Genomic DNA, 14,890 nt, shown 5'->3' with positions numbered 1-14,890 from the left:
GCACCCTCCCCAGGCGGCCCTATCGCGCCGCCACGCGGTCGATCGCCGCCGCCAGCTCGGTGTAGGCCTCCTCCGCGTTCTGGCGGAACGGCTTGGCCTCGTAGGCCACGCGCCCGTCTGGTCCAACCACGAAAAGCAGCCGCTTGGCGAACTTGAGCCCACCGGGGGTGAGGGCGCCGTACGCCTTCCCCAGCGAGCCATCGGCGTCGCTCACGAGCGCGAACGGGAAGCCCGCCTCCCGCGCCCAATCGAGCAGGGCGCCCTCGGAATCGGTGCTCACGGCGAGCAGGACCACGTTCTTTCCCCCGTGGAACAGCGCCGCGTACCGGTCGCGATAGGCCGTCAGCTGCGTGGTGCACCCCGGGGTGCGCGCCTTGGGAAAGAAGGCGATGACGACGGTCTTCCCCCGCAACCCGGAAAGCGTGATCGGCGCAGGCATGGGGCCTTCGCGGGTGATCGCGCGCACGGTGAAGTCGGGCGCGGTGGAGCCGACCGTCGGGGCGGGGCGTGCGTTCCCAGCGCCGACGCATCCGGCCAGCGCGATCGAGGCCACGAGGGCGGCGGCGCGGGTGGTCCGAGCGAGATGGCCGGGGAGGGCGACGAGGCCGGTGAATCGAACGGTGGACATCGACGTGGGGGTGGAACCAACTGTGATGGAGGGGGCGACAAAGCTCGAGCCGTCGCCGGAGCGAGGGAGCACTCCCCCTCAACGCTGCGGCCGTCCGAACGGTTCGCCCCGCCCCTCCTCTGCACCGGCACCGCGTGTGGCGTGGGGTCGCTCCCCGCCTGTAGCTTCCGGGGGCTTCCGCGCGACCATTCGACCGACTTCCGAGGCTGAACAGACGATGCGCCCGCTCCACCCCTCACGCATGCTCTTCGCCCTCGCCGTTCCAGCGGTGCTGGCGGCACAGGCACCGGCTCCCAAGCCGTACCAGTTCACCATCGAGGACTACGCGCGCGCCGAGCGATTCCTGGCGCCGACCGCCAATCCGCTGGTGAGCGGAGCAGCCGGGCGCCCGACGTGGCTGGCCGACGGCCGCTTCTGGTACCGGGCCTCGACCTCCAGCGGGAGCGCCTTCTACATCGTGAACCCGGCGCGCCGCACCCGCACCGCCGCGTTCGACCAGCAGCGGCTGGCGGCCGGGCTCGGCGCGGCGACGGGGAGCACCATCGAGGGGGACCGGCTTCCGTTCAGTTCGTTCGAGCTTGCGGCTGACGGCAAGGCGGTGACGGTGACGGTGCGCAACGTCCCGTACACCTGCGACCTCGCCCAGTACGCCTGCACGCGCGGAACGCCGCCCCCGCAGGCGCCGGCCAACTCCAGCACCTCCCCCGACGGGAAGTGGGCGGCGTTCATCCGGGACGACAACCTCTGGGTCAGGGAGCTGGCCAGCGGGACCGAGACGCAGCTCACCACCGACGGGGTCAAGGACTTCGGCTACGCCACGAACAACGCCGGGTGGGTACACGGCGACAATCCCATCGTCACCTGGTCGCCCGACTCGCGGCAGATCGCGACGTTCCAGCACGACGGGCGCGGGGTGCGCGACATGTACCTCGTCAGCACCAACGTGGGGAGCCCGACGCTCCAGGCGTGGAAGTACCCGCTCCCCGGCGACAGCATCGTCTTCCGCATCTCTCGGGTGATCATCAACGCCGGCGCCGACGGCAAGCCGCGCGTGGTGCGCCTGCAGATGCCCCCCGATGCGCATCGCTCGACCGTCTCCGACCACATTGCCTGCGGTTCGGAAATCTGCGACACCCAGTGGTATCCCGACGGCTCGCACCTGGCCTTCATCTCGAGCTCGCGCGACCACAAGCACGCCTGGTTGCGGGTGGCCAACGCCGGCACGGGCGAGGTGCGCGAGGTCCTGCACGAGCAGAGCGCCACGCAGCTGGGCGACGCCTCGCTCCCGGAGAACCTCTGGCGAGTCCTCCCCGCGACCAACGAGCTGATCTGGTGGTCGCAGCGCGACAACTGGATCCACCTGTACCTCTACGACCTCACGACCGGGACGCTCAAGAACCGCATCACGACCGGCGAGGGGAACGTCTCCGAGGTCGTCCGCATCGACGAGAAGGCACGGCAGGTCTGGTTCACCGCCAACGGGAAGGAGCCGGGGCGCGACCCGTACTTCCAGCACCTCTACCGCATCGGCTTCGACGGCAAGGGACAGGTCCTCCTGACTCCCGAGGCGGCGAACCACACGGTGAATGTTTCACCTGACGGGAAGTACATCGTCGACACGTACTCCACCCCCGACACGCCGCCGGTCACCGTCCTCCGCGACCGCAACGGGAAGGCGTTGCAGGTGCTCGAGCGCGCCGACGTCTCGCGCCTCGTCGCCTCCGGGTGGCGCGCGCCGGTTCCGGTGCGGATGAAGGCACGCGACGGCGCCACCGACATCTACGGGTTGATGTACCTCCCGTCGAAGCTCGACTCGGCGAAGAAGTACCCGATCATCAACCACATCTATCCCGGGCCGCAATCCGGGAGCGTGGGACCGCGCTCGTTCATCCCGGCGCGCGGTGACAACCAGGCACTCGCCGAGCTGGGGTTCGTGGTGGTGGAGATCGACGGGATGGGGACGCCCGGACGCTCGAAGGCGTTACACGACTATTACTACGGACGGATGGGCGACAACACGCTCCCCGACCAGATCGCGGGGATGAAGGAGCTGGCCCAGCGCTACCGGTTCATCGACATCGACAACGTGGGCATCTGGGGACACTCGGGGGGCGGCTTCGCGACCGCGGCGGCGATGTTCCGCCATCCGGACTTCTTCAAGGTCGGGATCTCGGAGTCGGGCAATCACGACAACCGCAACTACGAGGACGACTGGGGCGAGCGGTACCAGGGGCTCCTGGTGCGCAGCAACGGCAGCGACAACTACGCCGACGAAGCCAACCAGACCCACGCCAGGAACCTCAAGGGGAAGCTCTTCCTGATCCACGGGATGATGGACGACAACGTCCCCCCCTACAACACGCAGCTGGTGGCCGACGCGCTCATGAAGGCGGGGAAGGACTTCGACCAGATCATGCTCCCGCACGCGCGCCACGGCTTCGGCGCCGACGCGCCGTACATCATGCGCCGCCGGTGGGATTACTTCATCACCAACCTGCAGGGGAACCTCCCGCCGAAGGAGTACCAGATCGGGAAGCCGCGCGTGGTCCCCTGACGGTGCGCGCCCCGCGGCGTCGGGGCGCGCGACGCGCGGGCACCCGCCGCTCGGCACGCGGCGCCTGCCAACCGCATGAAGCAAGCGAGGGGCTCCCGCCACGGCCGGGGGCCCCTCGCGCCTAACGACTGTCGATCCGCACCCCCAGCGACGCGTGCCGCCGCGTGAAGAGCCCCTCGTGGCGCGACACGTCAGCGGCATAGGTCAGTGAGAGATGCGGTGACACCGGGAGCACCCCCCACACCCCGACGGCACGCACGGGGGCCACGAGGGGGCCGGCCGCCGAGAGCGTCTCCACCTCGCGCCCGGCCGACGCCATCACGCTGAGCGACCCGCGTGTGGCGAGGTACCGCGTAACCCGGACGCGCTGCGTCGTCGCCACCGGGTGCCCCGCCATCCGCACCGGCGACACGCTGTACGACGCCATCTGGCTCCCCCAGTACTTCTCCAGCGACGCCGTGGCCCCCTGCACCGTGGCCGAGTCGTACGAGCGCGCCATCCCGCGCAGGTCGATCCCCCAACCGGCGGGGATCGCCAGGTGCACGAACGCCGCCCCGCCCTGCCGCGCCGCCACCCGGTGCGTCGCGCTCACCTCGCCCTCGGCGCCGACGGTGAGCCAGCGCGCCACGGCGGTCGACCAGTCCGCCACGAGGCGCCGGTCCTCCATCCCGAATCGCTCGAGCCGCTCGGCCGCGACACCGACGCCGGTGCGCGCCGAGTGGCGGTAGCGGAGCGCGATGGCCTGCTCCTGCCACGGGGCCGCGCCGTTGGTGAGGGCGTCGCGCCCGGCGCGCACCTCGAGACTGGTGAGGCGCGTCCCCGTCCCCTCCTGCGCGAGGGCGGGGGGTGCCGCCAGGAGCAACGCCGGCGGGAGCAACGCCGGCAGGAACAACGAGGCATGGCGCATGGCGAAGCGGAGTGGGGGCATGTCAGGTCAGGCGGCAGCCGGTGGGCGGCCCGGATGAGAGTCGGAGGTCGAAACGACGCCTGGCGTCACGGGGAGGGCGGCGGCGGAATGGGGCGATGGGACACGGGTGAATGCGGGGTGCGTGGCGGGCGCGCGGCCGGATCCCGCATGGGCGCTGGGCGCGGGGGCGGATGTCGCGGAGGCAGAGGTCGCGTGGTGAGTGGCCGAGACGGGAGCCGCCGCCGCCGCAAAGCCACGCCGTTCCATGCGCCCCCAGTCGGTCCGCCCGCGCAGGAACTTCCAGATCCCTCGCAGTCGCCAGACCACGGTGAGCTGCCGGTAGCCGAAGGATTCGAGGACCAGGTAGAGCAGGAGGCGGACGCGGTCGCCGAAGCGCGTGAAGCGGTTGAAGCTCCATTCCTCCAGCAGGAGCGAGTAGGCGCTGAGCACGGCCCCGATGCCGTAGGCCAGGAGGAAGAAGAGCGCGGCGAACGAGGCGTCGAGGAGGCCGGCCGCCATGCCTAACGTGAGCCCGACCCACCCCAGCAGCTCCAGCACCGGGGCCAGGAGCTCGACGAAGACGAAGTACGGGTAGCACCAGAGCCCCACCACGCCGTATCGCGGGTTGAGGAACATGGTCCGGTGGCGCCAGAGCACGTCGGTGAGCCCCCGGTGCCAGCGGTCGCGCTGGCGCCCCAGCACGCGCAGCGACTCGGGGCACTCGGTCCAGGCCACGGCATCGGGGACGAACAGGATGCGGTGCTTGCGCCCCGCTTCGTACGCCTGGCGGCGCAGCTTGAGGACGAGCTCCATGTCCTCGCCCACGGTGTCATGCGTGTAGCCGCCGACCGCGATCATGGCGTCGCGGCGGAAGAGGCCGAAGGCGCCGGAGATGATCAGGTTCCCGCCCAGGCGGTTCCACCCGAGCCGTCCGAAGATGAAGGCGCGGAAGTACTCGACCACCTGCACGCCGGCCACGAAGTTGCGTGGGGCGCAGGCGTCGGTCACCCGCCCGGCCGAGATCGCCGACCCGTTGGCGATGCGGATCGTGCCGCCAGCCGCAAGCACGTCATGGTGGCTCAGGAAGGGGCGCGCCAGGCGCTGCAGGGCGTCGGCGTCGACGATGGTGTCGGCGTCGATGACGCAGACCAGGTCGCCCGTGGCCAGGTTGAGCCCCGCGTTGAGGGCATCGGCCTTTCCCCCGTTCTCCTTGTCCACCACGAGCAGGTTGGGATGCGTGCGCGAGCGGTACAGCCCCCGCACCGCCCTGGTGTCGATGCGACGCCAGACGATGGAGTGGATGGGGACGAGCGCGAAGCGCTGCTTCAGTACGTCCAGCGTCCGGTCCGGCGACCCGTCGTTGACCACGACCAGCTCGAGGTTGGCATAGTGCAGCGCCAGGAGGGCGGTCACGCTCTCGGCGATCGTCGCTTCCTCGTTGTAGGCAGGGGCCAGGATGCTGATGGACGGGGTGACAGCCGAACCCAGGACGCGAGCACGACTCTCGCCGCGGATGCTGAGGATGTGGATCACCAGCTCCCACGTGGAGCAGGCAACCAGCGTCAGGTATGCCGCATTGATGCAGACGAAGTACAGGAGGATCGAGGCGTCGAGCCCCGCCAGGATGGGGGCAAGCGCGGTGGAGAGCGCGGCCATCATGCGGTGGCCCGCTGGCAGACGGCCTCGGGAAGGTCGAGCACCTGGCGCGCCATGTCGGCGGCAAACGGATTCTCCGAGCGCAGCGCGCGGCGAAGCGCCAGCAAGCCGACGCCGCCCAGGCGGCGCAGGGCAAGGGCGCTCTCGCGCCTGACGGGCCAGCTGGTGTCGCCCAGCAACCGCATCAGCGACGAGCTCGACATCCACGCCCCGAGGTCGCCCAGGGCGCGGGCGGCCGCGGCCCGCACCACCCAGGCGTCGTCGTCGAGGTGCCTGACGAGCGACTCCACCGCCTGGTCGCCCCCCAGCACTCCGAGCACCGCGGCGGCGCGCGCACGCACCTCCGCCGACGGGTGCTGCACGAGCTCGAGCGCAGGGTCGAGCAGCTCGGGGAGGGCCAACCCTCGCGCCACCACGAGGGCGTCGTGCAACCCGGGACAGTCGGGATCGGCCAGGAAGCGGCGCAGCGCCTGCGCCGACGGGCGCCCCAGGCGAAGGAGTGAATCCTGGACGGTGAAGCGACACAGCCGTTCGGGGTCGGCGAGGCTCGCGACGAGGTCCTCGATCACCGCCTCGTCCACCCGCCCCGCCGCCCAGACGAAGGCCTGGGCACGCACCACCGCGCTGCGGTCCCGCAGCAGGGGACGCATTGCGGCGCAGTCGTGGTCGAGCGCCGTGAGCACGCGCGCCCCCGCGAGGCGCCTCCACCACCACGGGCTCGCGCACATCCGCTCCGCGCGCCGGGCCACCCCGGTGCGCACGCCGAGGCTCGTCAGGCGCTCGCGTCCGCTTCCGGTGAGCGAGGCGCCGAATTCGTGCATCAACTCCTGCTGCACCGTCCACGGCAGGCGCGCGAAGCGCGCCACGTCGTGCGGATGCTCCATCCCCTGGGCAATGGCGCGGGCCAGCACCTCGCGCCCCGCGGCGCCCTGCGACTCATGCCGCTCGCGGCGCCAGCGCGCCAGCGCCGCACTCAGCGCCAGCGCCAGCATGAGCACGAGGGCGATCGTGAACTCGAGATACACGAGGTAGTACGACGCCAGGTAGAGGAGGGACTGCCTCATGCGCGCAGCGCCCTCCGGATGCGCTCGGTCAGGACCGCGACGCTGAACGGCTTGGCGACGTAGTCGAAGGCGCCGAGCTCGAACGCCTGCACCGTCTCGGCCTCGGTGGTCCGCGAGCTCAGCACGATGACGCGGGTGTGGCGCAGGACGTCCTGCTCCGCCAGGCTGCGAAGGAGGGCGAGGCCGTCGAGCTCGGGGAGGTTGACCTCGAGGAGGATCAGGCGCGCGCGCAGCGCCGGCTTCGCCCCGAGCAGGGCGTCGGCTGCCGCCTGTCCGCTGCGCATCCATTGCACCTGGTACTGCCGGCTCTCCAGCGCGTGCACCAGGAGCCGGGCCACCGCCGCATCGTCCTCGACGAGCAGGATGTCGGCGCGCCCGGTGGCGGGGCGGTTGGGGTCGCAGGCGACGCCGAGCGCCTCGTCGATACCCGCGTTCCCCGCCGCCATGAGCGCGGCGTCGGCGGCCTCGTGCAGCTCGCGCACGTCGGCGCCGTCCTCGGGATACGAGGCGATGCCCGCGCTGCAGGTCAGCGAGAACGCCTCACCGGGCGGTGCCGGGAAGCGCCGGGACCGGAGCGCCGCCATCACCTCGCGCACGCGCACTGCCGCGTTGGCGCCGTTCGAGTCGAAGAGCGCCACCACGAACTCGTTAGGCCCCCACTGCGAGATGACGTCCTCGGAGCGGAACGAGTGCCGCAGCACCTGGCTGAAGGCCAGCACGGCGGCGTCCATCGCTCCCTGCCCCGCCCGCTGCACCACGTCCGCGTGGCGGTCGAGGCGCAGGGTCACGAGCGTGACCTCGTGCCGGTGCCGGCGAGCCAGTTGAATGAAGCGCTCGATCTCGCGTTCGGCCTTCGGCCGTCCGGGGAGCCCGGTGAGCGCGTCGGCCTCCCCCTGCCGGCGCAGCTGGCGCGAGCGGTGCAGCCGGTTCTCCACCCGGGCAATGAGCTCCTCGCGCTGCAGCGGCTTCCGGACCACATCGTCTGCTCCGGCATGGTACGCCCCCTTCACCAGCGGCGCCTCGTCGGCCGAAGCCATGAAGATCACCGGGAGGTCGCGCCAGCGCGGATCGGCGCGCAGCGCCCGGCAGAGGTCGAGCCCCGTCACCTCGTTCAATTCGGCGCCGAGGACGACGAGATCGGGCGTGACCGACTCCAGCGTCTCCCAGAAGCCGGCGGGGGCGTCGAGAGCGTGGACCCGGTGCCCCGCCTGTTCCAGGACGAGCGTCACCGACTGCAGGGAGTACGGATCGATGTCCACCACGAGGAGCGAGGCGGTGGCGCCCTCGCGCCCCTGCATGGCCGCGAGGGCACGCTCGAGGATCGCCGACGGGGGGTGACCGGCCATGAGCGGACCGATGGCCCCGCTCCGGGCGATCGCAAGGCGGATGGCCATGTCATCGTCGACCGCGGTGACGAGGACGGGGCCCGTCGCACGACCGGCGAGGGAGCCAAGGAGCGACACCACGGCGTCGACCGAGGCGTCGCCCGCCTCGACCACGATCGCGTCCGGCGCCTCCTCGAAGACCGCGACGTGGCCCCCGTGCAGCGGGCGCACCATCACCTCGAGCCCGGCCGTCACTCCTTCGGTCACGAACTGGTCGCCGCGCCCATCGTCAGTCAGGACCAGGACGCGCCGCCCCCCATCCATATCGGCAGCAGCGCCGGCGGCGACCCTCGGGCGCTCCAGTTCACGCCGCAGCGCCGTGACCTGATCGGCGAGGCGGGCCGCCATGGGACGTCCCAGCGTGTAGCGCGCGGCGAACGATTGCTCCAGCGCACGCGCGAGGCGCGCCCCGCCGCGCAGCCCGAAGGTCCCCACCGATCCCGCCAGCGCATGCGCCTCCGCCTCCGCGCGCCCGCGCAGCTCCTCGTCGAGGGCGCCATCCATCAGCGCGAGGACGGCACCCTCGAGCACTTCCACGCGTTGCAGGTGGCGGTCGCGCAGGCGCGCCCACACCTCGGCGGCATGCTGCCCCCGCATCGCGGCATCGAGCGACGCGAAGGCGATCACGCGTCCCTCCTCGGCTCGAGGGCGGGGCCTACACCATCGCGCGCGTGCGGCCGCGGCCGACATGCATGTCGGTGTTTGGGCGAGGCGTGAATCGACGGTGGAGTTCGGCCTTCGACGTGTGGCATCCGGGCGCATGCCGATGCCACGCGCGCGCCGCCGCAGCACCGGAAGAGGTCCTCGCGCCGGGGATCGCCTCGGCGGACGAATCTTCCGCCTCCTGGTTAGCCCTCCCCAATGCGCTCAGGGGCAATGACTTGGGACCGGATGAGATCGTAACGGTGCCGAGAGAATGAACGGCAATAAATGCCGCCTGTGTCATTTCGTGATGTGTGGCCTCCCGTCCGCGCGGGTGAACGTCCCCACCTGCTCCAGGTCGACCGAGGCCACTCGCCCCTGGGGGTCGAGCTCGAAGCGCACGGTCGAAGCGTCCGACGCGAGCGCGCTCACCGCCGTCGCCGTCCCCATGAAGGTGTCGAAGGTGAAGTGGTGGAGGTGCAGCACCGTCGCCGTGGGATAGCGTAACACGAGCGCCCCCTCCTCGAGGGAGACGGTGAGGTCCCCATACATCTCGTTGCGGTAGGTGCCCGCGTACTCGGCCAGCGGGCGCGACGGCCGGGAGTCCTGGACGCGCTGCGCCATCCGCGTGCGCATGCGTTCGGCGGCCGCCTGCTCGGCGCGCTTCGTCTGCGCCAGCGCAATGGCACTCCAGTCGCGCGTCGGCCCTCCCAGGAAGGCGTCGAGGATGCGGTTCCCCAGGGCGGTGTACAGGGCGTTGTGCCCGGACACGTTGGTGAGGACCACGATCCCCAGCTTGCGCTCGGGAACCATCGCCACGAACGAGAGCATCCCGTCGATCCCCCCCGTGTGCTGCAGGACCTTCACGCCGTGCAGGTCGGACAGGCCGATGCCGAGAGCGTAGAGCGAGAAGTGGCGGGTGGGGTTGAGAGTGTCGTTGACGATGCGCGTGGCGATCGTGTGCGGCGACGTGATGTCGGCGAGCGTGGCAGGCTTGAGGAGGGTGCGCCCCCCGTAGCTCCCGCCGGCGAGGATGAAGCGCATCCACCGCGCCATGTCCTGCACGTTCGAGTTGATCGACCCTGCGGGCGCGACGTTGTCGATGTCGCGGTACGGGATCGGGGAGGGACGCGCCTGGTCCCCCTCCAGCGAATGCGGCGACGCCAGGTTGGAGGCGGTCGCGAGCGACTTGGCGCTCGTGCTGGACGCGGTCATCCCCAGCGGCTCGAAGATGCGTTCGCGCACGACGTCGTCCCAGCTCCTGCCGGCGGCCGCGGCGATGGCCTGTCCCGCGGTCAGGAACATGATGTTCTGGTAGCCGAACTCGGAGCGGAACGACGTGTTCGGGACCAGGTAGCGCACGCGCCGGATGATTTCATCGCGCGAGAAGGGCGTCCCGTACCAGAGGGCGTCGCCCCGCCGCCCCAGCCCGCTCCGGTGCGACATGGCGTCGCGGAGCGTGAACTCGCGCGTGACCCATGGATCGTGGAGCTGGAACCATGGGAGGAAGCGCGTGACCTTGTCGTCGAGCGAGAGCTTGCCGTCGTCGGCGAGCATGCCGGCGGCGACGGCGGTGAAGAACTTGGTGTTGGAGCCAATGGCGAAGAGCGTGCGGTCGTCGACCGCGTCGGGCTTCCCCACCGCGCGCACACCGAACCCCTTGGCATAGACGAGCGAGTCGTCCTTCACGATCCCGACGGCGACGCCGGCGCCGTTCCACTCGGCCAGTGCCCTTGGGATGTAGCGATCGAGGTCGGCGAGGATGGCGCGCGTGCTGGCCGGCTGCGCGGCGGCGGGGAGGGTGAGCGCGGCGCTGGCGATGATGGCCAGTGTCGCGGCGCGACGCCTGAGGGCGGGGACGGAGGAAGTCATGAGCGGGGGGCGCGTGTTGGAGACACTTTAGTATACAATTTTCCTCGCGCGCCGGCTCGCCGCTGCCGGACGGGGGGGCGACTTCGCGCCTCGGCTCGCCGTCCCCACCACGGGGGCACCTTAGACGCAGCCGGTCCCGCGCGGTACCTTGGCCACGCTGCGTGCCCGTGCCCACGCCCCGCTTTCCTTCCCCACGGTCCATGCCCGACATCAACCCCCGCGCCAGCGAGCACGCCGCCATCCGCGAGGGAGTGCGCGCCGCCTGCGCCCCGTTCGACGGCGCCTACTGGCAGCGCGTCGAGCGAGAGAGGGGTTATCCCGAGGCGTTCGTTCGCGCGCTCACGGAGGCCGGATGGCTCGCCGCCCTCATTCCCGCCGAGTACGGCGGGGGCGGCCTCTCACTCACCGAGGCCTCGGTGATCCTCGAGGAGATCAACCGCTCGGGGGCCAACGCCGGGGCCTGTCACGCGCAGATGTACACCATGGGGACGCTACTCCGGCACGGTTCGACCGAGCAGAAGGGGCGCTACCTCCCGGCCATCGCCGCCGGAGAGCTACGGCTGCAATCCTTCGCCGTCACCGAGCCGGCCACGGGGACCGACACCACGCGCACACGCACCACGGCGGCGCGTCGTGGCGACCGCTACGTCGTGAATGGGCAGAAGGTCTGGATCTCGCGCGTGCAGCACTCCGACCTCATGCTCCTCCTGGCCCGCACCACGCCGCTGGAGCAGGTCGCCAAGCGCACGCTCGGCCTCTCGGTCTTCCTCGTCGATCTCCGCGGCGCCGAGTCGCGCGGGCTGCGCGTGCGTCCCATCGACAACATGGTGAACCACGAGACCAACGAGCTCTTCTTCGACGACTTCGAGGTCCCGGCGGAGAACCTCATCGGCGAGGAGGGGATGGGGTTCCGCTACATCCTGGACGGGATGAACGCCGAGCGGATCCTGATCGCCGCCGAGTGCATCGGCGACGGCTTCTGGTTCGTCGACCGCGCCCGTCGTTATGCATCGGAGCGCACCGTCTTCGACCGCCCCATCGGGCAGAACCAGGGGGTGCAGTTCCCCATTGCGCAGGCGTACGCCGGCGTGCGGGCAGCCGACCTGATGCGGTACGAGGCGGCATCACTGTTCGACGCCGAGCGCCCGTGCGGCGCCGAGGCCAACATGGCCAAGTACCTCGCGGCCGAGGCGTCGTGGGCGGCCGCCAACACCTGCCTGCAGGTTCACGGCGGCTTCGGCTTCGCCGCCGAGTACGACGTGGAGCGCAAGTTCCGCGAGACGCGGCTCTACCAGGTGGCACCGGTTTCCACCAACCTCATCCTGTCGTACATCGGCGAGCACCTGCTCGGGATGCCTCGTTCCTTCTGAGACCGTCATGCACACTCGAATCGCGCGCCTGTCGCGCAGCATGCTCTTCGTTCCGGCCTCGCGACCGGACATGATCGCCAAGGCGACGCGGAGCGAGGCCGACGCCGTGTGCATCGACCTCGAGGACGCCGTTGCCGCTGACGAGAAGGAGCGGAGCCGCGCCCTGGTGATGCAGGCGCTCGGCACGCTCGACTTCGCGGGGCGCACGCGCATCGTGCGGGTCAACGCGCTCGACACGAAGTGGACGTATCGCGACGTGATCGAGGTGGTGGAGGCGGCCGGGCGGAGCGTCGACCTCGTGATGCTCCCCAAGGCGCGTGGCGCCGCCGACGTCCAGTTCATCGACCAGTTGCTCACCCAGGTCGAGGCGCGCACCGGCATCCCGCACCGCATCGGGATCGAGGCGCAGATCGAAACGGCCTCGGGCTTCGCCAACCTGCGCGAGATCGCGGCGGCGTCGCCGCGCCTCGAGGCGCTCATCTTCGGGATGGGCGACTACGCGGCGAGCATGCACATGCCGCTGGCCAGCATCGGCGCCGAGGATGCGCACGACGCCGCGTACGGCGCCCACCGCTGGCACGCCGTGATGCACGCCATCGTGGCCCATGCCCGCGCCAACGGGCTGCGCTGCATGGATGGGCCATACGCCAACTACAAGGATGCCGCCGGGCTGGCCAGGGCGTGCGCCACAGCCCGTGCCTTGGGGTTCGACGGCAAGCAGTGCATCCACCCGTCGCAACTGGCCACCGTCAACGCCGCCTTCGCCCCCTCGGCCGAGGAAATCGCGTGGGCTCGGCGCGTGATCGAGACGTACGAGGCGGCGGTGGCCGAGGGGCGCGGCGCGGTGGGGAGCGACGGGATGATGATCGACGCCGCCAACATCCGCATGGCCCGCAGCACGCTGCGCGTGGCCGGACAGCTGCAACCCGGAGGACCCGAGGCATGAGCAACGAGTCAGGACGCTGTTACGAGGACTTCACGGTCGGGCTGGTGATGCGCCACCCGGTGGGGCGCACCGTCACCACCGCCGACAACATCTGGTTCTCGCTCCTGAGCAACAACTCCAACCCCATCCACTTCGACCGCCACTACTCGGCGCAGACCGAGTTCGGCCGGCCGCTGGTGAACTCGACGTTCACGCTGGCGCTGGTGGTGGGGCTGTCGGTGAGCGACATCTCGCGGCACGCCATCAACCTGGGGTGGAGCGAGGTCACGCTCCCGGCGCCGGTGTTCGAGGGGGACACCATTTATGCCGAGTCCGAGGTACTGTCGATGCGCGAGTCCAGGTCGCGCCCGGCCATGGGGATCGTGGAGGTGCGGTCACGCGGCTACACGCAGGATGGGACGGTGGTGATCGAGTTCCGGCGGACGGTGATGGTGTACAAGCGGGGGCACATCCCCGAGCGGCCCAACCCGGTCGCCAGGGGGTAGGGCGCCCGCGCCTGCGCCGCCAGCTGCATGGCGCGGTGCGATTCGGCGCCTGCCGGCGAGGCGCTACGGCGCGTCGCAGCTCCTCTCGCAGAGGTACATCTGCGTCGCGCGACCTGGCGTTGCACGCACTCGCGCCACTCTACCGCGCATCGCTCCCGATCTCGCGCACCAGCGCGCTCCACGCCTCGCGCCCGCGCCGGATGTAGAGGTGGACCGGGGCGTTGATGCGTAGCCAGTGGCCGCCGCCGCGCTCGGTGAGCATCGACGGTCCGGGGTGGAGGAAGAGCCCCGTCGCGTCCACCGTATCGAGGGCGGCGACCGCCGAGAGGTCGCCCACCTCACGCACGCGCGCCCGGCCGCCGAGGAGGGCGTCGTCGTAGTTCATCGCGATGTCGGCCCGCATCGGCTCCTTGCCCGGAAGGACGACGCTGGCGCCGGTTACGAGGATATCGACCGCCGGGCCGTCATTGGTGGGGAGGGATTCGTACGCCTCGGGGTCGGCGGCGCGATAGCCGCCGGTGGCGATTGCCTCGAGCGCGGTGAGGATCGCGATGACGTTGGTGCGGCGCAGGCGCTGCTTCTCCGGATCGTTTGGGAGGGCGCCGCTCTCGATGAGGACCGTGCTCGTCCCCCACTGCTGGATCAGGTCGCCGAAGGCGCGGGGGTTGAAGGCGTCGTCGTACTTGGCGATGCGCCCGGGGATGTCGCGCTCGAGGACGGTGCGTATCCGCGCCGCGACCAGGCGGGCGGTGGCGCGCACCGGACCATACGATTTCTCGGCATCGGCCGCCGGGGCCAGGAGGGCGATCCCCACCTGGCGCCCGTTCGGGCCGCCTAACGTGCGGGCGTTCTGGTCGTGCAGGTTGAAGCCGAAGGCGGGGGCGATGGAGTCGCGCAGCGCCTTGAGGGCGCGCGCCTCGGGGGTCGAGAGGCGCCGCGCGTCGCGGTTGACGTCGACGCCGAGGGCGTTCTGCCGCTGGAAGAGCTCGGCGCCGTCGGGGTTGAGCATCGGGACCATGACGACCGTGAGGCGCTCGGCGATGAGGTCGCGCAGCGGATCGCGCTCGGCGCCCGCGCGCGAGAGCCAGCTGAGGATGTCGGCCAGCGACATCGTGGCCGTGGACTCGTCGCCGTGCATCTGCGACCAGAGGAGGACCGTCGTGGGGCCGCGGCCGAAGGTGATGGCGCGGATCGGTCGCCCCTGGATGGAGGCGCCGATCGGGGTCACGCGGAAGGCGCTGGATCGGACGATCGGGTCGAGCGCCGCCCAGAGCTCGGCATGGGTGAAGCGGCGCGAGGTGATGGCGGCGACTTGGTGGCGCTCGGCGACCTGACGGCCGGTCTCGAGGCAGCAGTCCGCCGAGGGGGTGGGGGTGGGGGT

11 protein-coding genes are annotated in these 14,890 nt (G+C 71.0%); 4 read left to right on the top strand and 7 right to left on the bottom strand.

Annotated elements, in window-relative coordinates; all coding sequences use genetic code 11:
* Window positions 1-19 precede the first annotated feature (19 nt).
* Entirely contained in the window at window positions 20-628 is a 609-nt protein-coding gene (locus tag ABS52_06175) for a hypothetical protein (protein ID ODT03973.1), read from the bottom strand.
* Between the two features lie 217 nt (window positions 629-845).
* Between ABS52_06175 and ABS52_06170 the strand changes: the two genes are divergently transcribed.
* Window positions 846-3,182: a peptidase S9 gene (locus ABS52_06170; protein ID ODT03972.1), complete on the top strand. Its 2,337-nt coding sequence runs from the start codon at window positions 846-848 to the stop codon at window positions 3,180-3,182.
* A gap of 121 nt (window positions 3,183-3,303) precedes the next feature.
* On the opposite strand, the gene ABS52_06165 is transcribed toward ABS52_06170, so the two are convergent.
* The 5 genes from ABS52_06165 to ABS52_06145 all read right to left on the bottom strand — a co-directional run bounded on the left by ABS52_06165 (window position 3,304) and on the right by ABS52_06145 (window position 10,708).
* Entirely contained in the window at window positions 3,304-4,110 is an 807-nt protein-coding gene (locus tag ABS52_06165; protein ODT03971.1) for a hypothetical protein, read from the bottom strand.
* A gap of 6 nt (window positions 4,111-4,116) precedes the next feature.
* Entirely contained in the window at window positions 4,117-5,748 is a 1,632-nt protein-coding gene (locus tag ABS52_06160) for a glycosyl transferase (GenBank protein ID ODT03970.1), read from the bottom strand.
* Complete coding sequence (locus ABS52_06155; protein ODT03969.1) at window positions 5,745-6,809, bottom strand: hypothetical protein; 1,065 nt, start codon at window positions 6,807-6,809, stop codon at window positions 5,745-5,747. Before ABS52_06155 ends, ABS52_06160 begins: the two co-directional genes overlap by 4 nt.
* Complete coding sequence (locus ABS52_06150) at window positions 6,806-8,821, bottom strand: hypothetical protein (GenBank protein ODT03968.1); 2,016 nt, start codon at window positions 8,819-8,821, stop codon at window positions 6,806-6,808. Before ABS52_06150 ends, ABS52_06155 begins: the two co-directional genes overlap by 4 nt.
* 315 nt (window positions 8,822-9,136) lie before the next feature.
* A complete protein-coding gene (locus ABS52_06145) occupies window positions 9,137-10,708 on the bottom strand; it encodes a hypothetical protein (GenBank protein ODT03967.1) in 1,572 nt (523 codons plus the stop codon).
* A 200-nt stretch (window positions 10,709-10,908) separates the two neighbouring features.
* On the opposite strand from ABS52_06145, the gene ABS52_06140 reads away from it, so the two are divergent.
* Genes ABS52_06140 through ABS52_06130 form a run of 3 tightly spaced genes read left to right on the top strand, consistent with a single transcriptional unit; the run spans window position 10,909 to window position 13,509 of the window.
* Window positions 10,909-12,078, top strand: coding sequence for an acyl-CoA dehydrogenase (locus ABS52_06140; GenBank protein ID ODT03966.1), 1,170 nt, complete (start codon window positions 10,909-10,911; stop codon window positions 12,076-12,078).
* 7 nt (window positions 12,079-12,085) lie between these two features.
* Entirely contained in the window at window positions 12,086-13,024 is a 939-nt protein-coding gene (locus tag ABS52_06135; GenBank protein ID ODT03965.1) for a citryl-CoA lyase, read from the top strand.
* Window positions 13,021-13,509: an acyl dehydratase gene (locus ABS52_06130; GenBank protein ID ODT03964.1), complete on the top strand. Its 489-nt coding sequence runs from the start codon at window positions 13,021-13,023 to the stop codon at window positions 13,507-13,509. The genes ABS52_06135 and ABS52_06130 overlap by 4 nt, the downstream gene beginning before the upstream one ends.
* Window positions 13,510-13,648: 139 nt before the next feature.
* On the opposite strand, the gene ABS52_06125 is transcribed toward ABS52_06130, so the two are convergent.
* The coding region (locus tag ABS52_06125; GenBank protein ID ODT03963.1) for a hypothetical protein at window positions 13,649-14,890 on the bottom strand (1,242 nt) is incomplete at its 5' end.

The organism is Gemmatimonadetes bacterium SCN 70-22 (assembly GCA_001724275.1).
In the GTDB taxonomy this organism is placed as follows: domain Bacteria; phylum Gemmatimonadota; class Gemmatimonadetes; order Gemmatimonadales; family Gemmatimonadaceae; genus SCN-70-22.
This window is presented reverse-complemented; position numbering and strand designations above follow the sequence as displayed.

Coding starts and splice junctions, on each gene's coding strand:
- ABS52_06155 (ODT03969.1), bottom strand. CDS start 6,809: ATGAGGCAGTCCCTCCTCTACCTGGCGTCGTACTACCTCGTGTATCTC.
- ABS52_06160 (ODT03970.1), bottom strand. CDS start 5,748: ATGATGGCCGCGCTCTCCACCGCGCTTGCCCCCATCCTGGCGGGGCTC.
- ABS52_06175 (ODT03973.1), bottom strand. CDS start 628: ATGTCCACCGTTCGATTCACCGGCCTCGTCGCCCTCCCCGGCCATCTC.
- ABS52_06145 (ODT03967.1), bottom strand. CDS start 10,708: ATGACTTCCTCCGTCCCCGCCCTCAGGCGTCGCGCCGCGACACTGGCC.
- ABS52_06165 (ODT03971.1), bottom strand. CDS start 4,110: ATGCCCCCACTCCGCTTCGCCATGCGCCATGCCTCGTTGTTCCTGCCG.
- ABS52_06135 (ODT03965.1), top strand. CDS start 12,086: ATGCACACTCGAATCGCGCGCCTGTCGCGCAGCATGCTCTTCGTTCCG.
- ABS52_06140 (ODT03966.1), top strand. CDS start 10,909: ATGCCCGACATCAACCCCCGCGCCAGCGAGCACGCCGCCATCCGCGAG.
- ABS52_06170 (ODT03972.1), top strand. CDS start 846: ATGCGCCCGCTCCACCCCTCACGCATGCTCTTCGCCCTCGCCGTTCCA.
- ABS52_06130 (ODT03964.1), top strand. CDS start 13,021: ATGAGCAACGAGTCAGGACGCTGTTACGAGGACTTCACGGTCGGGCTG.